The sequence below is a fragment of the Nostoc sp. genome (assembly GCF_036917555.1).
Lineage (GTDB): Bacteria > Cyanobacteriota > Cyanobacteriia > Cyanobacteriales > Nostocaceae > Nostoc.
The window spans coordinates 276249-298551 of record NZ_JBALDD010000023.1; the positions used below are offsets into that span (position 1 = coordinate 276249).

At 40.9% G+C, this 22303-nt stretch carries 15 protein-coding genes and 2 tRNA genes; 8 read left to right on the forward strand and 9 right to left on the reverse strand.

The annotated features are described in order from the left end of the window. Positions 1-386 precede the first annotated feature (386 nt). The 3 genes from V7K60_RS09825 to V7K60_RS09835 all read left to right on the forward strand — a co-directional run bounded on the left by V7K60_RS09825 (position 387) and on the right by V7K60_RS09835 (position 5508). On the forward strand, positions 387-1346 hold the full coding sequence (locus V7K60_RS09825; protein WP_334925014.1) for a ribonuclease Z: 960 nt from the start codon (positions 387-389) through the stop codon (positions 1344-1346). 617 nt (positions 1347-1963) lie between these two features. Next, positions 1964-4156, forward strand: a complete 2193-nt coding sequence (locus V7K60_RS09830; RefSeq protein ID WP_334925016.1) for a GumC family protein — start codon at positions 1964-1966, stop codon at positions 4154-4156. 206 nt (positions 4157-4362) lie between these two features. Beyond that, positions 4363-5508 (forward strand): SpoIID/LytB domain-containing protein, encoded by a 1146-nt coding sequence (locus V7K60_RS09835; protein ID WP_334925017.1) that lies wholly within the window; start codon positions 4363-4365, stop codon positions 5506-5508. Positions 5509-5598: 90 nt separating this feature from the next. On the opposite strand, the gene V7K60_RS09840 is transcribed toward V7K60_RS09835, so the two are convergent. Continuing rightward, positions 5599-6897 carry a hypothetical protein gene (locus tag V7K60_RS09840; RefSeq protein ID WP_334925019.1) on the reverse strand — a complete coding sequence of 433 codons (1299 nt, stop codon included), beginning with the start codon at positions 6895-6897 and terminating at the stop codon, positions 5599-5601. Positions 6898-7257: 360 nt separating this feature from the next. Between V7K60_RS09840 and V7K60_RS09845 the strand changes: the two genes are divergently transcribed. Further along, on the forward strand, positions 7258-7737 hold the full coding sequence (locus tag V7K60_RS09845) for a hypothetical protein (RefSeq protein ID WP_334925021.1): 480 nt from the start codon (positions 7258-7260) through the stop codon (positions 7735-7737). Positions 7738-7826: 89 nt separating this feature from the next. Here the strand turns inward: V7K60_RS09845 and V7K60_RS09850 are convergent. The 6 genes from V7K60_RS09850 to V7K60_RS09875 all read right to left on the reverse strand — a co-directional run bounded on the left by V7K60_RS09850 (position 7827) and on the right by V7K60_RS09875 (position 11757). After that, positions 7827-7898 (reverse strand) — tRNA-Gln (locus V7K60_RS09850). Between the two features lie 252 nt (positions 7899-8150). Beyond that, positions 8151-8948 (reverse strand): WecB/TagA/CpsF family glycosyltransferase, encoded by a 798-nt coding sequence (locus tag V7K60_RS09855; RefSeq protein ID WP_334925023.1) that lies wholly within the window; start codon positions 8946-8948, stop codon positions 8151-8153. A gap of 489 nt (positions 8949-9437) precedes the next feature. Beyond that, on the reverse strand, positions 9438-9692 hold the full coding sequence (locus V7K60_RS09860) for a hypothetical protein (protein WP_334925025.1): 255 nt from the start codon (positions 9690-9692) through the stop codon (positions 9438-9440). A gap of 33 nt (positions 9693-9725) precedes the next feature. Further along, a tRNA-Leu gene (locus tag V7K60_RS09865) sits at positions 9726-9809 on the reverse strand. A 106-nt stretch (positions 9810-9915) separates the two neighbouring features. After that, entirely contained in the window at positions 9916-11040 is a 1125-nt protein-coding gene (locus tag V7K60_RS09870; RefSeq protein WP_334925026.1) for an alpha-hydroxy acid oxidase, read from the reverse strand. Between the two features lie 483 nt (positions 11041-11523). Beyond that, entirely contained in the window at positions 11524-11757 is a 234-nt protein-coding gene (locus V7K60_RS09875) for a hypothetical protein (protein WP_094349603.1), read from the reverse strand. Between the two features lie 160 nt (positions 11758-11917). Between V7K60_RS09875 and V7K60_RS09880 the strand changes: the two genes are divergently transcribed. Then, complete coding sequence (locus tag V7K60_RS09880; protein WP_334925028.1) at positions 11918-14029, forward strand: NAD(P)/FAD-dependent oxidoreductase; 2112 nt, start codon at positions 11918-11920, stop codon at positions 14027-14029. Positions 14030-14074: 45 nt separating this feature from the next. On the opposite strand, the gene V7K60_RS09885 is transcribed toward V7K60_RS09880, so the two are convergent. Next, complete coding sequence (locus V7K60_RS09885; RefSeq protein WP_334925030.1) at positions 14075-15619, reverse strand: hypothetical protein; 1545 nt, start codon at positions 15617-15619, stop codon at positions 14075-14077. Between the two features lie 1024 nt (positions 15620-16643). Here V7K60_RS09885 and V7K60_RS09890 point away from each other — a divergent pair. From V7K60_RS09890 to V7K60_RS09900, 3 genes are all read left to right on the forward strand, one after another. Continuing rightward, a complete protein-coding gene (locus V7K60_RS09890; protein ID WP_334925032.1) occupies positions 16644-18095 on the forward strand; it encodes an aminotransferase class V-fold PLP-dependent enzyme in 1452 nt (483 codons plus the stop codon). Positions 18096-18398: 303 nt separating this feature from the next. Next, a complete protein-coding gene (locus V7K60_RS09895) occupies positions 18399-19685 on the forward strand; it encodes a sulfite oxidase (protein WP_334925034.1) in 1287 nt (428 codons plus the stop codon). A 103-nt stretch (positions 19686-19788) separates the two neighbouring features. Beyond that, entirely contained in the window at positions 19789-20568 is a 780-nt protein-coding gene (locus V7K60_RS09900) for a sulfite exporter TauE/SafE family protein (protein ID WP_334925035.1), read from the forward strand. A 218-nt stretch (positions 20569-20786) separates the two neighbouring features. On the opposite strand, the gene V7K60_RS09905 is transcribed toward V7K60_RS09900, so the two are convergent. Further along, positions 20787-22301, reverse strand: coding sequence for a GTPase (locus V7K60_RS09905; protein ID WP_334925526.1), 1515 nt, complete (start codon positions 22299-22301; stop codon positions 20787-20789). Positions 22302-22303: the final 2 nt, after the last annotated feature.

The window sequence follows — 22303 nt, forward strand, 5'->3', positions numbered from 1 at the left end:
CAGTTTGGCAACGAAGCAATCAATAATACAAAGTCTAGAGTGGTACGAAAGCATTAGGTTTCTAACGCTCTTGTAAACTCTGATAATTATGACTTCAACTTAGCTAGTAATAATTACGCACTGTGTAACAAAACTTCATATATTTCTGCCGTATTTCTTTAAAGGATTGATGAATCTGGCTACTAACCGTTGATTGCTCAAGAGGATTGAGTAATTGATACCTCCTCAAGTCTCACACTCTGCTTACGGTTTGGATAAACCCAGAAGCTTTATTAAGGCGATCGCTTATATGCCCAATCCCCAAAATCCTAAATCTTTTACTCATTAACCGTGCCACTATAGAAAATAGAGCTGCAAATTGAGCAATAGGAAGACTAAAGAACACTGTGCAGATAACATTCTTAGGGACGAGTTCCGGTGTACCCACGCGATCGCGCAATGTTTCCAGTGTCGCTCTGAGATTACCCCAAAGGGCAGAACTGTGGTTATTCGACTGTGGCGAAGGTACTCAGCATCAAATTATGCGGAGTGAACTGAAAATCAGTCAACTCTCCCGAATTTTTATCACCCACATGCACGGCGACCACATCTTTGGCTTGATGGGACTTCTTGCTACTTGCGGCTTGGCTGGTAATGTGGAACGAATTGATATCTATGGCCCACCTGGATTAAATGATTACATTCAATCCGCCTCACGTTATTCCTACACGCACTTTTCTTACCCGATCAAAGTTCACGCCATCCGTCCAGGGATAATTTATGAAGACGATGACTTCACCGTTAGCTGCGGTAATTTGCATCATCGAATTACAGCTTTCGGCTACCGCGTGGCCGAAAAAGACCGAGCCGGACGCTTTGATGTAGAAAAAGCCAAGGCGTTGCAAATTCCTCCTGGTCGGGTTTACGGTCAACTCAAGCGCGGTGAAACAGTTACCCTTACTGACGGACGGGTGATTGATGGCACCCAATTGTGCGGCCCTACAGAAATTGGTCGAAAGATTGCCTATTGTACAGACACAATTTATTGTGATGGTGCAGTGGAATTAGCTGATGATGTTGATGTATTAATTCACGAAGCAACCTTTGCCCATCAAGATGCAGATATGGCTTTCCAGCGGTTACATTCTACAACCACAATGGCAGCGCAAACAGCTTTAGCTGCTGGGGCGCATCGACTGATTATGAGTCATTTTAGTCCCCGCTATGCTCCCGGAAATACTTTGGAGTTGAAGGATCTACTTAAAGAAGCTCGTGCTATTTTTCCCCGTACTGATATGGCTTACGATTTTATGATTCATGAAGTACCCAGACGACGGGAAGTAGAGTTAACCAAGGTAGGCGTTTAAATTTTGGACTTTCCTGCAGAACGCTACGCGAACGGCTACGCTCAGTCGAACGATTTTAGATTTTAGATTTTCTATTGAACCCTTCTAATCTAAAATCTAAAATTAACCAAGCTCTATCTTAAATTTTAATAGTCTCAATCATAATATCCAGCAAATAAACAGCAGTTGAGTTTTATGAGTAAGTCAATTAGTGAACCAACAATTTACGGTTAACTAAGTGTATCAAGAATGTACAAATAGTATGGTTTAAATATTTTTCCCAATATGCTTTTTATATTAAAAGTTATCAAAATAACTTTATTATATAGTAATATTGTGAATCAGATAATTTTATACTCAAATACTTAGGAAAAATAATTAATTTTTTGTCAAGATTTTTCTTCTTTAAATAAAATATTTATTAAAAATTTATCCTTCCAACACTGATTAAGAGTTTATATGCATGAATTGATGAACATGAAAGCACCAGTTGGCATAATATTATGCCAAATTAGCTTGTCATTGTTGGAAGAAGAATTAAGTATGCGATCGCAGCTATTATGTGTAAAAAAATCATTTCATATTTCTCATAAATCTTCCAAATAAATATAGTGTTTCGATATTAGAGGAGTTTGATAGTGGCCAAGACTAGTCTGAATCAAAAGCAACAGGTTACTACTTCAGCACAAGGCGTAGTTGACATCAGACAACTATCTACTATTTTGTTTCGCCGACGCTTTCTGATCTTGGGGGTTTCCTGTGTAGTTATGTCTGCTGCTAGCCTCTTGGCTATTATTGCTAAACCTACTTACCAAAGCAATATGCAGATATTGGTAAATTCCAATTTATCTGAAGGGGCACAATCAAATACTCAGGTTACTGATTCAAATTCTCAAGTTGTTGATTCCACTACTCAGATGAAACTCATGCTGAGTTCTAAGTTGCTTCAAAAAGCTGTAGATTTACTCCATTCTGATTATCCTGATATTACCTTACAATACATCAATGGTCAAAAAGAACATAACAGAAAAGCACCTTTAGAAGTAACTCCAGAAGCGGGAGGTATAGGAGCAAATAAAGTTTTTAATCAGGCATTTAAAGTTTCTTTTTATGATGATAATCCAGTAAAAGCACAAAGAGTACTTCAAGCGCTACAGAAAGTCTATCAAAACTATAATAAACAGCAGCAAAAAGAACGTCTAAATCAGGGATTAGCTTTTGTAAACACTCGCCTACCTGAGATAAAAAAAGAGGTGAGTAAAGCTGAGAAAAACTTAGAACAGTTTCGCAAAAAATATAAATTACTCGATCCTGAAGTCCAAAGTAAAATTTTGCTAGAATCTTTAGCCGATATTCAACAACAGCTACAAACCACTCGTGCCAACCTTCAAGATGTAAACGCTCGCTACGATAATCTAGAGCAACTAATAGCGTCTTCGTCTCAGCAAAATACACTAATTTCTTCTCGTTTAAATCAGTCAAGCCGTTATCAATCATTATTAGGTGAAATTCAAAATACTGAACTAGCATTGGCTAAGGAACGGCTCCGGTATACAGATGATTACCCATCGGTACAAAAATTAAAGCAGCAACGCCAAAGTCAACTGTCCCTCTTACGAGAAGAGGTGAAAAATATTACTAATAGCAGTAAAGAAAAACCCTTATTCAAAGGACAAATACTAGGAGTTGATCCAACGCTTGTAGATGAGTTTGTTTTGGTACAAACAAGTGTTTTAGGGCTAACTGCCAATGAAAAGAATCTAATTGCCTCAGAACAGCAACTACGCTCTGAGCTAAACAAATACCCAAGTTTAATAGCAGAGTATAATCGTTTGCTACCAAAGGTAGAAACTAGTCGCCAAAACCTTGAACAACTACTCCAAGCGCAACAGTCATTGGGATTGAAAATTGCTCAGGAAGGATATAACTGGCAAGTTTTGGCAGAACCTTCTCCCGGTACTTATATGGGTAACAACAGATTATTACTCTTGCTTGGAGGAGCGGTAATTGGCCCGATTTTAGGTATCTTAGTAGCCTTAATTTTGGAAAAGTTTAATGACGCTATTTATTATGCCGGAGATTTAAAGAAACTAACAAACCTACGTGTACTGGGATCGGTACCAAAATTACCATCAAGTGGTGTCAAAAAACGGCGGTTTGGCCTGCCTTGGAATGGCCGAGGAAGCTCAGATTCTTCTGTAATAGAAGCTAGTAATAAATTGCCTGTCCATGAAACTTTGGACATGATCTACCAAAATATTCAAATATTAAAATATCCCTTACCGTTCAAGTCGCTGATGTTTACTTCAGCACTACCAGGGGAAGGGAAGACAACATTAGTATTAGGCCTTGTAGCTAGTGCTACCCGGATGCATCGACGGGTATTAGTAATTGATGCTAACCTACATAATCCTAGCCTGCACAAAATCCTGGAACTATCCAATGACTGGGGACTATCTCTGTTATTAGTTGATGAGACAACTACTCATTTTCAAGATTATATCCAGCCGATTCACCCCTCCATTGATATTTTGACTGCTGGGCCAGAACCAGAAGACACAGTGAAGTTGCTCAGTTCTCAACGGATGAAAGAACTAATAGAGGTCTTTGAGCAAAGTTATGACCTAGTACTAATAGATGCTCCATCTATTTTAGGCACAGTTGATGCCAGGATTGTGGCATCTTTTTGCAGTGGTATTGTAATGGTAGAGCGCATGGGAAAAGTGACTCGAACTGAACTGACTCAAGCAACAGAAATTTTAAGTAAGTTGAATTTAATTGGAATTATCGCTAATGAAGTGAGCAATTCTCAAAAGGTATTGGCATCGTAAATCGAAGAATAAAAGTTTCTCTTCTACAACAGTCAGATTTGGACGATTCACTTTCCCCAATTTCTAATTTCTACCTTATAGTTAAAGCAAAATGCATAATTAGTAGGAGGTGGCAACCTCCTGCGTTGGAGAACTGTCTCATCTTAAAGTAGTAGACGCCATAATCCAGAGCGTCAATTAGATACTAGTGTGATTAGATGATCAGCATGAAATTCCAACTTTACTTAGGCTTTTTATTTTCTCAGATTAAAGTACGTTATTGGTGGGTAAGTATATTTTTGTGGATAGCTTTGGTTGCCCCAGCCCAAGCGTCTGTAATTTTACGTGTGGCAATTGAGAGGGGCGTTAATCAGGTAAAAGTGGGTAGTTCCACCACTGGGATCGTTAAGGATAGTACTGGCCGGACTCTTGGACAGTTGCCAGCAATGAGTGCATATTATGCCCAAGCCGTTCCTAGCGGAGTTGCTTTAGATAAGTGGCAGTCTGGTTTATTTTGGATTGAGCCAACTGGCAAGGGATTTGTTTATATTGGCGATCGCTGGTATCGAGGCAGAACTCTGGTTGTCCCCACAGAAAAAGGCTTAACCGCTGTTAACTGGGTGGATGACCAAGAATATCTCTACAGCGTTCTGGGTGGCGAAATGGATGCTAGCTGGCCCCAAGAAGCTTTAAAAGCCCAAGCGATCGCAGCCCGCACTTATGCCCTCTACGAACGGGAAAAACAACGGAATAATCCCGTTTACGATTTAGGCAATACCCCCGATCGTTGGCAAATTTACAAAGGTGTCATTAGTGAATCTCCTGCTACCTACACCGCAGTGGATTCCACACTAGGGCAGGTACTAACTTACAAAAATCGGATTATTCTCTCAGTCTTTCACGCTTGTTCTGGGGGACACACTGAAAACGTCGAAGATGTTTGGGGAAGCAGCGAACCTTATCTACGTGCTGTTCAAGACTACGATCAAAATATCCGCGAGTGTAATTGGGTGAAAACCTTCTCGCCCAGTGAAATTAGCGCTAAATTTCCTGAGGTGGGCACTGTGACGGCAATGATTCCAGAGACATACTCACCTTTTGGCAGTGTTAAAGTTTTAAAAATTGTCGGCAACAAGGGCACGAAGGTGCTAGAAGGCGAGAAAGTGCGAACAGCCCTCAAGTTAAAAAGTACCAAATTTAACGTTACTAAGGGGGCTGATGGTAGTTTTGTACTGCAAGGGCTTGGCTATGGTCATGCTTTAGGCATGAGTCAGTGGGGGGCTTACAATCTGGCTCGCCAAGGAGTGAACCACCTGCAAATTTTGGGACATTATTATCAAGGTGTAGCTCTAACACCAATTCAGGCGAAGTAGAGAGAAAGTTAGGAGTTAGGAGTTAGAAGTTAGGAGTTTTAAATAAATCTTAATTATTCACTCCTCACTTTTAACTCTTCACTATTATTCCTATTCCCCACTCCCACGTTCTAAGCGCCGTTGCCATTCAGCATCAATTTTTGCAGAACGTTCAACTTCTTGGTCGAGTAAGTCAGTTTCGCTAGAATATACTAAATCTTCGTTGCTAATGACTTTTTCTGTTGCAAATTGTTGGGCATAGTTGATTTTTTGTTGCAAAAGTGCATCAGGACTTGCCAATAGCCTTGCTCTGGAAAGGCGATCGCGGTTGCGATCGCCTATTTTGCGATTACGCCACTGAATCCAGAAATAACGCAATAACGGAATACCTAAAAAACCTGCTCCGTAAGCCAATAGCAGCCAATAAATTCCTTGTACAAAAGCTACCAGTCCACCTAACTGGACGGCAACAGTTCCATCTCTCAATAAACTTCCCAGTACTAAAGCACCAACAAAATTTAGTATCCCTAACCCAGCACTCAGCATAATTTGCCCGGAACTTGCGGCGCTAAAACGCCAGAGAAATTCCTCCAAGTGATCTGATATTGCATGACGGCGCTTTTTAACTGCACTCACCTGCAACTCTGGGAAGTAATAAACAATTTGCCCTTCTGGGCTTACTCCTGGTTGCCCATTAAATCGCGTCAGAACGGGCAGCATATAATCTTCGTACTCTCTTGTGTATCCCTCACCAATGTCATCCAAATATGGGGCAATTTGTTCTGCTACCACTGCACCACGGTTACTCCGAATCACCGTAGCAATTTCTTGCCAGCGACGTTCTTCTAAGTTGGCGTTCGGATTACCATCGCCAAACAAAAACGAAAAAACAGCTTCAAAGAAATTCAGATTGCTTTCTTCCCGGCTTCCACGTCGCCGTTCCTGGTAGTGGGTGTCATAATTTGGGCTAAGATACCAAAATAAATTTGGAAAATAGAAGAAGCCCCCACCGCCGGAATTACTGCCCCGATTGTCGCCGTTACGATCTGAATTGATAGAGGTAATGATAATGAAGATGGTAACAGTTATCAGAGCGATGGAAACAGTTAAGAAAATTCCAAAAGAAATGCGAATCAGGTAAAACAGAACACTCCAGACCTTTTTCCACCATTCCTGCAATCGTAGCCGGAAGTATTTATTACGCAAAATTGCTCGAAAATTTTGTGGAAAAAGGAAAACTATATCACCTGAATCCGCTACCTGTAAATGTCCGCCAGCATCAGATGCCAGGGTTAACAAGCTTTGATTAGCTTCAGCGACGTTCAATCCTGCCTGAGTTGCCACATCACCAACGGTGACACGGTAGCCCAGTTGTTCCACAGCTTGCATGATGGTGGGACTGGGAGCCATTGCTCTCCCCTCCTGTTAAAACTTATTCCCTTTTCTTAAGTATAAAGTTTTATTTTGAGCGACTTAGGAGGGGTAGAGGTAACAATTCAAAACTTGTACTGAGCTTGTCGAAGTATTCAAAATTGTTTGTGCAGCTTCTGGTAGAGAAGAGAGTTTGAAATTCTAATTTCAACTCCGACTGTAGCTTCTTTCCCACAGAGTAACTGAACAAAGTCGGAACCACTAAACTTTCCCGAACTACGTGTTGACGTTCGTTCTTAAACTCTTTAATTGACTATACAATCAACAAATGATCTGACACGCAAAATGATATAATTACTTTCCTCAACTTGATTAAATCAGCAAATTTTCTGCTCAAATATGGTTCAATACACTCTCGCTCAAAGCCCAGAAATTATCCTTACTGTTTCTGGAAAAGATTCAGCCAAAGCCCGTGATAAAGCAATGGATCAGCTAATGGAACTGATGGATGCAGGTAAGCTACCCACGGAACTGGAAGAAGGATTTGGCCCTCAACAATTAATTGAGGTAAAAGAGTCAACTATTGATACTGCTAGTGGTGAGGATACAATTACACAAGCTGTCCAGATTCTGAGTAACCTGGCGACGCTCAAGCTGAAAGTTCAGGAGTCACGAGCTGAAGCGTTGGAAATTCGGAAAGCTGTTGATGTTCTGTTTACCGATGAGTCGGTGACAGAAGAGGAAATTACTCGACTCAAGGAAGGTTTTAAAGTTCTCAAAAATTTTGCCCAAGCTAATGTGCGTTACCAGGAAGCGCGAGCTAAAGCAGAACTGGCTCGGAAGACTCTAGATCAAGCTCTCAAATCTCCTGATAAGTAACATTTACAGAATTATATGCATTGAGATACATCTTAAAAATGCAATTAAATACTCAAAAAGACAGGCTGTTATGCCTGTCTTTAGATTAACTGGGGCGCTAGGATTCGAACCCAGGGATGGCGAGACCAAAACCCGCTGCCTTACCACTTGGCGACGCCCCAACAATTTCACTATGGTTAATATAACACTTAGTCTTGGGTTAATGTCAAGTACTTTAATAGTTGATTTCAGATAATGGGTTTTTACAGTAGGACATTGATTGGTGGGAATCCTTGCACTTTGCTTCTTTCATCACTTTCAGGTGAACCCTTGAATCTTCGTGCTTCAGGCATAAAATTCTTTCCTTAGCATCTAAAATCTGGTTCTCTTGATGATGAACCGCTTAGAGTCAGTTTTAGCCTATTTCTTTTTCTTTAATCCCCAGCCTCATGAAGGAAGACCCCAGCAATCCGACTTGATGATAGTAGTTGTTTAGTAGCCAGCCATATAAAGAGTGGAATAGTCTTCGCATAGCGGCCGCAAAGTCGGCGCGGTTCTTGAATCCATCGATATAGCCATTCAAGTCCTAAGTCTCGAACTATGCGGGGTGCGCGCTTATGAATCCCGGCATAAACCGGGAAAACTCCACCCAGTCCAATCATTACAGCTTGTATTTTGCCCTTATGTTGAGCTATCCAATTTTCTTGTTTGGGACATCCCAGTGACACTAAGACAGCGCTAGCACCACTAGAGTTAATCTTTTGAACCAAGGCTTCGTCTTCAATTTCAGTTAGGGGACGAAAGGGTAGAGGTTCCATTGCCGCAATCTTTATCTGCGGAAATTCTTTCTCTAACCTGTTTTGCATCCTAGACAAAATTTCTGTTTGGGAACCTACAAAGAAAATACTCAGATTTTGTGTTTGAGTTAGCTGACACAATGCCAGAAAAATATCCATCCCTGCCACACGGTCTTGGTAAAGCGCTCCCATTTTTCGCATCATCCATACCAGAGGCATACCATCAGGAGTAACTATATCTGCATTTCGCAATACGGTGGCAAACGCTGGATTCCAATGGGCTTCAATGAGCATGTGTACATTCGCTACATATACAGTTTTACTCTCATGCCTACTCGCCCACTTCAGTATTGTTTGTATCTGCTCGTCAAACCGTAAAGCAGTAATAGGAAAATCAAGCACTTTTTTAGTAGGTAGAAGCACTCTCGCCACCATCAATAACTCCTGTATCCAAGAAAACAATTCATAGATTACCTAGACCAATCCAAATTATTTAATATTCAGATTGGATGACTCCTGACTTTTTGTAGGCTTGTGTCATTGTTGGAAGTTAACACATGGAGGTGCAATTGCCTTTTTAGTATACTTTTGGCTTAATCGCTAATACTAGAATTATTTGCTGCTGTGTCTTAGCTTACTGTTTTATGTTAAGGATTTCAGACAGTGCTTGACAAAATTCATACTTCCTTCATAATTAATTTTTGGTTAGTTCATCCAAGCATTATAATTGCGATAAATTCCTAGAGAGATGTTGTATATTAAGTAGTATACAGTACTTAATTGCTTAAGTATGAAAGTAAAATGCTAGCCACTTAGTCTGCCGATTTTATACGTAAATATGCGCTTAAGAGGTTAAATTCAAATTAGTATATTTTAAAGAATGGCTAATAACTTTTTATTATGATTTGCAAATTTATTACAGATTTAATTTAGTCTCTGTATTGATGAAAAATCTCTAAATTTTATTTTTTTCTGAAATAAAAGCCCAAAAAATAAGGGAAAGATAAACTTATCTTTCCCTGCTTTCTCGTTTTTGCTATTATCTGGCTTGTTACTTTCTTTAAGTCTTTGGCGTAACATTTGCCTTTGTTTTTTCAATTGACGCTTCCTAGCAGAACCGCCTCTACCTTTATCATTTCTGCCTTCTTTACGGGGAGATTCCCATCTTTTCAGGCGCATAAGTTTTTAACCTCTTTAGCACTTGTTTGGTAGTGGGCAGGAGGAGAATCGAACTCCTATGACCGTAAGGCCGCCACATTTTGAGTGTGGTGCGTCTACCAATTCCGCCACCCGCCCTTATATCTAACCTTAACTAGTGTACTCTAAATTAAGAGATTTTGTAACAAGTCTGAAAATTAATTCTCAAAGTTTTGCTGGAATAACAGTTTTAAGAATCTCCAGCTTAAAGGCGTGGCAGGGTCAATAAACTAGGGTCAATATCCTGTATTTTGGCACAGCCGCTAAGGGCCATTCCCACATTTAACTCATCTTGCAGCAGTGAGATGATATGAGATACGCCGATTTGTCCTGCTACCGCTAGTCCCCACAATATGGGTCGTCCGATCAGTACTGCTTTTGCTCCTAATGCCAGAGCTTTGAGAATGTCTGTGCCCCTACGAATGCCGCCATCCAACACCACTTCTACTTTACTATCCACTGCGGTTACTATTTCAGCGAGGGCATCTAAAGAAGCGATCGCACCATCGAGTTGTCTGCCACCATGATTAGAAACAACAATTGCTTTGGCTCCATATTCTACAGCCCGCACAGCATCATCTGGGCGTAAAACTCCTTTGATGACTAAAGGTAGTCCAGATAAAGACTGCAACCATTCCAAATCGTCCCAAGTGACTGCTGGGTTTAGCTGTTGGGCAAAATAGGTAAATAACCCAGATTCGCCTTTTTCATGGGAAATATCTAGCCCTGAGATACTAGCAAGATTAGCCAGATGTAAGTCTTGGGGTAAGGCAAACTCATTACGTCTATCTCTCTCACGCTGTCCGAGAACGGGTGCATCTACAGTTAGACAAAGTGCTTTGTAGCCTGCTTTATAGGCTTTTTCTACCAAAGCACGAGTTAATCCTCGGTCTTTATGGATGTAAAGCTGGAACCATCGCAGAGAATCTGGAAACTGATGACATGCAGTCGCCACTTCTTCAATGCTTTTTGTTGCCATTGTACTTAACACCATACCCACACCAGCTGATGCAGCAGCTAAAGCCGTGGCAACTTCTCCGTCTGGATGGGCTAGACATTGAAAAGCCATTGGTGCAATTAACAAAGGTAGTTGCAGGGGTTGTCCTAAAATGGAGGTGGTTAGATTGCGATCGCTCACATCGACTAATATCCGAGGTCGCAGCTTGACTCGTTCAAAGGCAGCACGATTATCTCGCAATGTGATTTCGTCCCAAGCACCACTGCTGTAGTAATCAAGTGTCGTTTGAGACAGATGTTTTTTTGCTAGCTTTTCGTACTCAAAAAGGTTGATAGGTTGAAAGCGATCGTCAGTGGATAAGTAGATAGACATAATTAAATCTAAGATAAAACTTTTGTTCGTACTCAGCGATTTATCGCTCTGCATAAGATTTTAAATGGCTAGAGCCGCTGACTACGATTATTCATTGTCAAGGCTTTCAAATGGATTTGTTGCATAGTTGTATTTATTTTTACTCACTTAGTTAGCGATCGCTCAACTTAAGTTATGTACCGAGGCGTTGTTTAAACAGCATGAAGATTGCTCCCAAAAAAAGACCTCTGGCGCAAAGCAGAGGTCTTTCCGTTTCAGAACGTTGTAAAATTCATAAGCAACGTAAAACGCTGATATGGTTAATTTAATGGCTTTTGTGCCATGAACGCAAAAATATCAACCCAATTGCCAATTCCCTACTGAACATTATTATTACTCCTATATTGAAAATGCGTAGGCGCAGCCTGCCGCAGGCATCGCCAACATTTAGGTACAGACCTAGAAATCTAATGCTGCGACCAAAACTTCATCATACACAAGGTTTTAGGAGAACTTTTCCCAGGATTGGGCGACTAATTGGCTTAACCAGCGACGTTGTTGCTGATCCAACAGTGGATCGTCTGCTAGCAACTGAGCGGTCAATTCTTCCAAAGATTGACCTTGAGCGCGGACAATTTTAATTACTCCAGCGATCGCACTGGCAACTAGTTCTTCATCAATCGGCTGCTGTCGCAGAGCAATAATTTCTTGGGGACTGTCTGGAATGGGATAATTCATGGCGTGGGTTTACAGAAATACAAAATGAACAATAAATTTGACAAACTCTTAAAATTTCTTCACTGAATCTTTACGAAACTAATAGGGCGGAGTTTACCTTACTTTGTGCTTTAAGAAAATCTGTCTAAGTGAGTAAATTGATGGGAGATGTCAGCAAAAGATGAAAGAAATCCTTTATTTAGAAATTCCAACTCCAGATATAGAAACTGTGCGTAACTGGTTACAAACAGATTTTGAACCTGGAAATGGAGAAAAAGTACTTACCTCAGAAGGTTTTCGCCTTCAAATACCCAGTGCTACTACACCTGCTGGAGTGAATCTTTCCGAAAACTTGCCTACAGAACTTTCGGTATTTGTCTGGCCGGTGCAACGAACTACCTATCTGAAAGTGTTTCGCTGGGCAGAACAACCTTTTCCCAGTGAAGGACAAATTCTGCAACGGTTGACTAAGGAAATCAGAAGCCGTTTTCCGCATCATTACCCAGAACCACCAGCAATTGATTTATCCCAGCAATCAATATTTGCCGCACTAGGCTCTACTTACCCCCTTACCGTCAAGTATTTTCAGAAAATGCCCAACGGTGAATATGACCTAACTCGTGCCTATTGGTGGGAAAAACGATGGCGCGAAGGGGTGCGGAATCCGCAGCAGCCGCGTCAAGTGGTGTTTTCGCAGGGGAGCAAGGGGGAAACAACTAATACCCCCATACCCCATGCCCAGTACGACATCATCTATATTGGTGGTGCACTAGGCGCAATCCATGCAGCACTGATGGCAAAACTCGGATATAAAGTCTTGCTGGTGGAACGAATGCCCTTTGGGCGGATGAACCGAGAATGGAATATTTCGCGCGACGAGATTCAAAGCTTAGTTAACTTGGGTTTAGTCACCCCCGCTGAGTTAGAAACCATCATTGCCAGGGAATACAAAGACGGATTCAATAAGTTTTTTGATGCTAATAATCCAGCCAAACTGCGATCGCCCGTCCTCCACACACCTACAGTCCTAAATTTAGGCTTGGATTCCGAAAAATGGCTCCAAATGTGTGGGCAAAAACTGCAAGCGGCAGGCGGTGAAATTTGGGATGAAACAGAGTTTATCCGTGCAGATATTGATATATCACAGGTAGTTTTGCAAGTCAAGCACTTGCCCAGTCAGATTGAGAAGCAAGTAAGTGGACGACTGCTAATAGATGCAATGGGAACCGCGTCCCCCATCGCTTGGCAATTAAATGGTGGTCGTGCCTTTGATAGTGTTTGTCCGACAGTGGGAGCGGCAATTGAGAGCGGATTTGAGCCAGGGGTATGGGATTCCCAATATGGGGACGTTCTTTACAGTCATGGGGATATTTCGCGGGGAAGGCAGTTGATTTGGGAATTGTTTCCCGCAGCAGATGATGAACTGACGATTTATTTATTTCATTACCACGAAGTCAATGCTGAAAATCCCGGTTCCTTACTGGAGATGTACGAAGACTTTTTCGCAATTTTGCCAGAGTATCGCAGGTGCGATATGGACAAATTGGTGTGGAAGAAGCCGACATTTGGGTATATACCAGGGCATTTTAGTGTGGGAAGTCGCGATCGCACAGTTGCCTTTGATCGATTGATTGCGATCGGTGATGCTGCATCACTCCAATCTCCCCTCGTCTTCACCGGTTTTGGTTCCTTAGTTCGCAACTTAGAGCGCTTAACAACGCTGTTGGATACTGCCCTCAAACATGACTTATTGAGTTTCCGCCACTTAAACCAAATTCGCGCCTATCAAAGCAACGTTTCCGTAACTTGGCTATTTTCCAAAGGCATGATGGTGCCCACAGGTAAATTTTTACCACCCCAGCGGATTAACTCCATGCTCAACACCTTTTTTGGACTGTTAGCAGACGAACCACTAGAGGTGGCAGATAACTTCATCAAAGATCGGTGTGATTGGTTAACCTTTAACCGCCTAGCACTGAAAGCAGCTAGGAAAAATCCTGCCTTGCTTTTATGGATTTGGGAACTTGCTGGCCCTAGAGATTTAGGGCGATGGCTTGGTAGTTATTTCAACTTCGGTCGTCATGCCCTAATTAGTGCTTTACTAAGTCCGTGGTTCTCGCGCTTCTTAAACCGGGTAGGTTTTTGGCTAGAACCCCGAAATCCAGGCTTGTGGTTGTGGCTATTGGCGATTAATTATGCGATCGCCACAGGCAAACCGCGATCGCGCAGTCAGGTAGCAAAAACTAACCCAGAAGCCATAATTCCGAAGTCAGAAGCAAGGATTCTGAATTAGGCTTGGGCATTGGGCATGGGGCATTAATCACTTGACTCCCAACTCCTAACTCTTGGGGCGAAAATTCGGCAGTTCTACAGATGCCAATGACTTACGCCCCTTGGGTGGACGCTGAGGATAAACTACTGGTGAAGGTGAATTGTCATCATTGGTGTTACCACCTAATGACTCTGAGGACAAATTACTTGCTGACAATTCCAACTGTGTCAATTGTGAAACTTCTGACCAGTAGTCTTCAGTTTCTCCAACAGGTGTTTCAGTGTCAGGTGGAGTAGAGGAAAGCAGTAAGTTATTGGCTGGTGAAAGCACAGAATCCGTCGTCCAAGAAGTAGAGGTAGTTGCAGGAGGATTAATTTCTGCTTGCAAATATTCCTCTTGTGGATTTTCTAGTTCCTCATCGTCTTCTAAGATTGTTGCTAAAGTCTCCCAAATAGGAGCATCACTAACATCCGTTTTCGCAGCAGGTGGTGGTGGTGATGTAGATGCAGGCTGGGAGGTGAAAAACATTTGGATTAAACTATCTAATTGCTGATCTAAATTTGATGAACCCGAAGGTGAAACCGCTTCAGTTGTATCTGGAGAATCATCAACTTCTGGAGATGGCGCAGGTTGTGTTGGTGTTGGCGTGTCTTTCTTAACTGTCCAGTTCCAAGGAGATGATGGCGGTGTCGCAGGGGCTTCATTTCTTTGGAATGGGATTGGTGCTGAGGGTTCACCCCAAGAATTATCTAGATCGTTACTCAAGGATTCTTCTTCTGCTGACCAAGGTTGAATTGGCTGGGCGTTAGGAAACAAAGACCGAGCTTTTCTAGAAAATCTTCCTTGGCTACTAGTTATATCTTTAGGATGTTTTGCAGCATCTTCTAAGGAGTCATAGCTAGGAACCGATGTATCTAGACATTTTTCCAAAGCTGCTTTAAATTGCAGCGTCTGGCGTTGTTGTCGCATCAGTCTAGTACGTAATTCCCGACAAACATTTTCTGATTGCAATAACTGCTGAGATTGTTCGTTGTTATTAGTGTGTAGCAACGTACATTCTCGCTCTAACTGGGCAAGGCGTTGTTGGCTAATTTGTAGCTGTGCTTTATAAGTATCAGTGAAAATTTCCTGACGTTGAACAGTTTGTACAGCAGTTTCTAATTGTTGAAATAAAGATTTTATCTGTTCTTGAGCCGCAGCTAGTTCCTGAGTGTGTTGGTTGAGCATAGACTCACTAACACTAGAACGTGTTTTCTGCCACTGCAAAACCTTTTCTGACTCAGCTAGGTTGTCTTTTAGCTGCTCTACTTGTTCATACAACTTATTGTTAGCCGCACGTAATTCTTCGTTCAATGCCAGCAGGTTCTGAAATTCCGAGTCAATAAGTGCTTGTTTGCCGCTTTCAGGCTCTGCAACCCAGTCCTGCCGGACAGTATCTTGTAATAATTGTGTATCTTCAGCTGGCATGAGGAGTGGCAGTTTCCTAACTGTCATATTGTCATTAGGCACAACTGAGTAAAAGGGACAATTCGCCTCCTCTGATTGTGGCGAATTAACAGAATTTAGGGATTCCATCACAGCTCCCTTGTTTGAGGTGTCAGCTTCATTCATCACTCTTGACTCACCTGCTTAAAAATATTCAGCAGTGCTGGCATTAGCATTGCTTATCAACTGTGGTCTAATCAGGGTTTGCTCTAGAAGCTAAGTTTAACTCTATCCAAGCACCAGCAATTAATTATCAATTGGTGTTCCCCATTTTGTATCTAGACTGATGCCGTTATAACACTATGATGCTCTTTCCCGTCAAGAAGAGGCAAGCAGAAGGGGAACTCGATCCGCCTTTGAGGATAGGCAAGAGAGTGGAAAAACCCAATACGTTAAAAACTAAACTGTATTAGCTATTGGCTGATGAAGTTTTTCTAGATCAAAAAACTGCCTTACCATGTATTTTCTTTATTATAACCGCATCTGTCTTAAGACATAAATATAAAATGTCTCCTTCAATACATTTTTATACTGACTTATTTATTACTTAGGATAGATGCCCGTATAACTATCTACTATTGAATGATAATTCTGTGTTCCTGGGCAATCACTATTTAATGTCAGCAAACAACTAAGAGCTTCCGCCATCACTACAATGTTACTAAATCATGACAAATACGAGTAAATACTTATACATTTTCGTTAAAAAACTTATAACTTACGTAAGTAAAATAATAAAACTTTTTTAAAGAGTAATCTCAACTTAGTATGGGCTTTGTTCTCGCTAAATACATTGTTAGTAAGCAATTTCAGGTTTTGTTAGTTATAAGCTTTTCTATTAACTTGTCTTTAATACATCAAGTTTGTTTAATGACTAGAATAAAATTGTTTAAAGTATACTTAATTACTTAGTGCTTTTAATAACTTTGTAATTTAATTGACTATAAAAGCATTTAAATTAGATGTTAATACGGATATCATTTTTTATTATTTTATTAAAGAATAATTTTAGTAACCGAGTTTTCTACTAGAAATAAAGTAATTATAAAGACCATAATTACTGGCATTAATCTGATTGCAGCGCCAAACAAAGCGTTGTAGCAGTTAGGCTTTTTCAAAAAAATCAAAATTTAAAATAAGGGTGTTAAAGATGACCGACGTACTTGCAATGGGTTCTATCAAGCAAGAAGCCGCCAAATTACCGTTGTTTGTAGAAAATTGTGACAGCTTTTGGGACAAAGAAATCAGACCATTATTTACAGATGAGTCTCTATCTTTCAAGGTGAAAACTCTTAACGGAAACTATGTCAAGTACGTGAACTTGGATAATGGAGCTACAACCACACCCTTTGCAACCCTCAAGCAGTACGTGGACGAAATGCTTGACACCTATGGCAGTGTACATCGAGGTTCTGGGCAAAAATCTATCATCACTACACGAGAATATGACGCCAGTCGAAACATCATTCGCAACTTTGTGGGGTCATCTTCAGACAACTATGTAATCTTTGCGAAGAATACAACAGAAGCAATTAATGGAGCTGCCACACTTTGGGCAAAAAAACCTGGAAAAATTCTAGTTTCTGATATCGAGCATTCATCTAACCTGCTGCCTTGGGTTACTAGAGACGAAGTTGTACAGTATAGAACGCAGCCAGATGGAAGTGTAAGCGTTGCAGAAATTGAAGATATCTTCAAGGCACACCAAAATCTCCCTGAAGCCGAGCAAATTAAGTTAGTAACTATTACAGGTGCTTCCACAATTACAGGTTACAGACCCCCAATTTACGAAATTGCAGCTTTAGCACATCGTTATGGTGCGAAGATATTTGCCGACGTGTGTCAGTTAATTCAGCATGAACGAGTCGATATGCGTGCTGATGATGACCCATGTCATTTAGATTTTGTGGCTTTCTCTGGACACAAGATGTATGCCCCTTATGGAACCGGGGTTTTGCTGGGGCCAAAGGAATTTTTTGATAGTTCCTACCCTTATCAAATTGGGGGTGGAAACCTGCCTTATATCACCAGAAACCTAGAGATCAAGCGTTTTTATACAGAACGGGCCCATGACCCCGGAACACCAAACGCAATGGGTGCGATCGCCATTGCCAAGGCGATTGAAATTATCGAAGCAGTAGGGCGCGATCGCATTGCTCAGTACGAACACTCTCTAGTTGAATTTACATATACACGGCTTGGGCTGATTCCTGGTGTCAAAATACATATTCCTGGAGATAATTTAGCCCATGTTATTCCCTTTGATATTGATGGATTTGACGGACGCTTAATAGCAGAAATTTTGGCACAAGAATATGGCATTGGCGTTCGGGCTGGGGCTTTCTGCACTTATGAATATATTCGCAAACTCAAGAATGTTTCAGACGAGCAAGACTGTGAGATTGCTCAGGAAGTAGACAGAGGAATTACACGTAACATTCCTAGTATTATCCGAGCTAGCTTTGCTGTGTATAATACATTAGAAGATTGCGATCGCTTTATAGATGCGATCGCTCAAATAGCTAAAAACGGATTGTTTCACTATTTGCCCAACTACACACAAGATCAAATAACCGGTGTTTGGACAGCTATAAACAGCTAGTCTCGCTCTTTGTCTCGCCAAAAAATATATGGCAATAGGGGCACGGCAATGCCCATTGGTGTCAACTTAACGTTAAACCCGCTTGGTGAGAACGTTTTGCCCTCACCCCCAGCCCTTCTCCCATCTGTGAGAGGGGAGCTTGAGATTTAATTCCCTTTCTCCCTTGGGAGAAGGGGTTAGGGGATGAGGGCGTGAGGTGATGTGTAAAACACCTACCCAATATAGTTTTCAGCTTAAGTTGACACGTATGGGCAATGCCGTGCCCCTACTGAAAATTACAAATAATTACAAGGGGGTAATAGCTTGAGCGATGAAAACCTCTTTGACCAGGAGGATTATTTACAGGCACGGGTTGAACAGTGCATCTGGCAAAAAAGTACAGATGCAGGTATTTCGCGCCAGCGCTTTCTGAAAATACTAGCTACTATGGTTAGCGCCACAGCCATCGGGGGATTAGCTAAACCTGCGCCTGCTCACAGTCAGACAGCCGTTAAAACTAAAGGCAGCAAAATACTTAAGCCATTGCCACCAGGGTATATCTCTCATAGCAAAGGCACATTAGAGATGAACTGGGAAGCAATGTATGGGCGTGGCTATTTAGTACCAAATGATTGGTTTTATGTTCACAACCGCAGTACACCTCCGACCTTTGACCCGTCTACATGGCGTTTGCAAATTCATGGAACTGGCGTTTCTGCACCTTGCGAATTTACCTACGATGAAATCATCGCTATGCCATCCATCTCAGTCACTTGTGCCATTGAGTGTGCTGCTAACGGTCGGCGCTTCTTTGAAGAGGCTTACAACACACCACTCCCTGGAACACGGTGGAGACTTGGGGCTATTGGTGTGGCTGAGTGGACTGGTGTACCACTTTGTATGTTATTAGAGCGAGCTGGACTGAAATCCACAGCGAAAGACGTACTCGTTGAGGGTGCAGATTTTGATTCGCTGGACTCAAAAGGGACGAATAAATCCAAATTCAACAATGTAGTTCCCATTAGCAAAGCATTAGCAGATAACTCGCTCGTCGTTTATGCAATGAACGGAGAACCATTACCTCCAGATCATGGCCAGCCGTGCCGTGCCCTATTCCCTGGTTGGGGAGGAAACGCCAACGTTAAATGGATTGAGCGAATTGAGGTTTCTGAAACACTGATATATACCCAGTGGGTAACGGAGCAGATGGTGCTAGTTGGTGCAGATTACCCAGCGATCGCTCCGTATAAAGGTAAGCTGATTACCTATCAAAATGTTAAGAGCGCTTTCGAGTTAGCTTGGCCTGCTACGCTTTCGGCTCGAACCCACTTACTGCGTGGACGTTCTTGGTCTGGGAAAGGAAAAATTGTCCGTGTGGAAGTCAGCCTAGATGGTGGCAAAACTTGGCAATTTGCACGACTGAGAGAACCAAACTTTCCATTTGCATGGGTACGCTGGGACATTGAATGGAACCCACTTCCTGGGGAATATTTTCTCCAAGCTCGTGCTACTGACAATTTAGGTAATACACAACCGAGTACAGTTCCGTGGAATGACTCTGGATTGCTCTATGGAGGTGTTGTTAGCCATCCGGTGACAGTACAGGCATGAGGAAAATAAGGGAGATGAGGGGTACAAGAAGAATAATCTATGCCCAATGTCCAATGCCCAATGCCCACTCAGCACTATCAGTTCTATAGAAAAATAATTATTTATGATTGATATTAGTTGGTTGATTTTAGTGAGTGGGGGTTTAATATCTGGAGTCATAGCTGGACTTTTAGGAATAGGTGGTGGTATTATCACAATTCCTCTTCTAGTCACACTAGGTTATACTCCCGTTCAAGCGATCGCTACTAGTAGCCTTGCTATTGTGATTACTTCAATTTCTGGAAGTTTGCAAAATTGGTGGATGGGTTACTTTGACTTTAAACGAGTAATTTATTTAGGAATTCCAGCCTTCTTAACTACTGGAATAGGTGTATATTTCGCCAATAAAATTCCATCTTATATAATACTCTTTACATTTGGGATTATACTACTTGCTAATATTTATCTTATTGAGCTTCGCAAGCAATTATCCTTCAAAGAAATAGAGAATACAGCCCCAGTATTTAACCCATTAATTTCTAAAATTGGCACTGGGGGAGCAGCAGGAATTTTAGCAGGTTTATTCGGCTTAGGTGGCGGTACGATTATGGTGCCACTGCAAATGCTGCTACTGGGAGAAGAAATTAAAGTAGCAATTCAGACTAGTTTGGGCGTGATTGTCATCACTGGTTTAGCTGCCTGCACAGGACACACGTTAGAGGGAAATATTCTGTTTGTTCAAGGTATAGTTTTAGGATGTGGCGGTCTTTTAGGCGTTCAGATGAGTACTCGCACATTGCCAAAACTACCAGATTATACTGTGAGCTTAGTGCTTCGTATCTTCTTAGGAATACTATCAATTTATATTTTTTGGGAAGCTTGGATAAATTATCAATTGATGTAAAAAGACGTGAATTATATGGGGATAAAAATCTCCTGTAGACAGAGCATTTTTGAGCTAAGGCTACAAAATGCACTCCCCGAAGTAAGGGTGATTTCCGGTCAGCCACCGAGCAACAAAGGTCTCAAACCTACCCTATGCCAATCGCTTGGGACTTTGACATACTGGCGATTTTCCGTTTACTTTCCGTGAAGACTTTGTGGAGTGCATCTCAAAGTGTATTAATTAATATTATCTATTGTAACTATTTCCTTCTTAATTTTTTGAATAATATTTTTAATTTGATTAACAATCTCAATTTTTGAGCTTTCATTATTTCGTAATTCATTTTGCTGGCGTTCAATATCTTGAATTTCTGATTTATAAAAACTAGAAATGATTTCTATTTGAATATTTTTTTCATAATCAGTTCTAATTTCTGAGGCTACTTGCCTAAAATTCTGGCGTAATTCTGCTCTTGCTTCACAAAGTTTTTGCTCATATTCTGCTTCATCATTTTCTTGTTTAGCAGCAAGAAAAATTTCTAAGATAGCACCTACACCTCCAATAATAGGCCCTAAACCTCTGATAAACTTAGCAGCATTCACCGCTCCCCAAGGACGAAATTTAACACCAAAAAATTTACCAACATTATAAACTAGGTCTCTAGAAACTGCTGATGCAAAACCTCCTATAGCCCGCACAGCTTCAGGACTTTTCCTTAAAAAAGATGGTATTTCTTGAGTTTCTCCAACTTCTTCATAGTTAACTTGTTTTCTATTTGTTGATGAAACTTGTACTTCTTCAGCTAAAGAACGACCCAGCCTTGATTGTAATAATTGTTCGAGTTGAATTTGCAGTTTACTTAATTCCTCTTCCAAGCCCAGCTGTATTTTGTCTATTATTTGCTTTGTAGCTAACTCTATTTCTTTCTCACCTTTTTTAATTGTCCAGTTAATATCTTCTTCACTATGCCGCCCATCAACTTTGCTAGCAACACATTCGCCAATCATTAATACTTCATGCTCAAGATTGTTAAATTCAGCTATATAAAAATTACTGAATCTTGTTTGAGATGTCTTGATAAGCAAGATCTTGCGATGCAGTATTTCTAAGAAATCTCTAGTGGATTTATTATCTGTACTCCAAATATTATACAATTGCTCTAATATATCTAAGGCACGGTTGAGAGGCGTTAATAGTCTTGCATATAATTTATTTTTATCGATTAATTTATGTAGTGAGGACAAGAAAGTATTAAAACTAGATTCTTCAAGTAAAAATTCTTTTTCATCTTCATTTTTTTCAGATTGAGCCTTTAAATAAGAATCAGCATCAATAAAACAAGTATAAAAATCATTAGGGTGATGAGGCTCGATAACTTCCAGAATGGTTTTGAGTAAGTCTTTTGGTTTGCCGCGTTCACGACTCATCTTATTAATCACTAAGAGCATTTGACCAACTCGCTGCATTTCATTAGCAGCTCTTTTAAAAAAAACTCCACCTTGAGGGTTAAATAATTCATTGGGAATAACAAATATGAGTAAATCACTTTTTGAAATTTGTTCTAGAGTGATTTTATCGTGATCTGTTCTCCCTGCATAAATACCTGGAGTATCAACTAAGAGAACTTCTCTCCAGCAATATTCATTAATCCTATCTGTACAAATTTCAGCACTAATTTGGACAGATGGATCGCCTGTAATAGCTTTAATCAAAGTAGACTTTCCAGCATTATATTGACCGATAAAAGCAATAG

Coding starts and splice junctions, on each gene's coding strand:
- V7K60_RS09835 (WP_334925017.1), top strand. CDS start 4,363: ATGAAATTCCAACTTTACTTAGGCTTTTTATTTTCTCAGATTAAAGTA.
- V7K60_RS09840 (WP_334925019.1), bottom strand. CDS start 6,897: ATGGCTCCCAGTCCCACCATCATGCAAGCTGTGGAACAACTGGGCTAC.
- V7K60_RS09845 (WP_334925021.1), top strand. CDS start 7,258: ATGGTTCAATACACTCTCGCTCAAAGCCCAGAAATTATCCTTACTGTT.
- V7K60_RS09855 (WP_334925023.1), bottom strand. CDS start 8,948: ATGGTGGCGAGAGTGCTTCTACCTACTAAAAAAGTGCTTGATTTTCCT.
- V7K60_RS09860 (WP_334925025.1), bottom strand. CDS start 9,692: ATGCGCCTGAAAAGATGGGAATCTCCCCGTAAAGAAGGCAGAAATGAT.
- V7K60_RS09870 (WP_334925026.1), bottom strand. CDS start 11,040: ATGTCTATCTACTTATCCACTGACGATCGCTTTCAACCTATCAACCTT.
- V7K60_RS09875 (WP_094349603.1), bottom strand. CDS start 11,757: ATGAATTATCCCATTCCAGACAGTCCCCAAGAAATTATTGCTCTGCGA.
- V7K60_RS09880 (WP_334925028.1), top strand. CDS start 11,918: ATGAAAGAAATCCTTTATTTAGAAATTCCAACTCCAGATATAGAAACT.
- V7K60_RS09885 (WP_334925030.1), bottom strand. CDS start 15,619: ATGAATGAAGCTGACACCTCAAACAAGGGAGCTGTGATGGAATCCCTA.
- V7K60_RS09890 (WP_334925032.1), top strand. CDS start 16,644: ATGACCGACGTACTTGCAATGGGTTCTATCAAGCAAGAAGCCGCCAAA.
- V7K60_RS09900 (WP_334925035.1), top strand. CDS start 19,789: ATGATTGATATTAGTTGGTTGATTTTAGTGAGTGGGGGTTTAATATCT.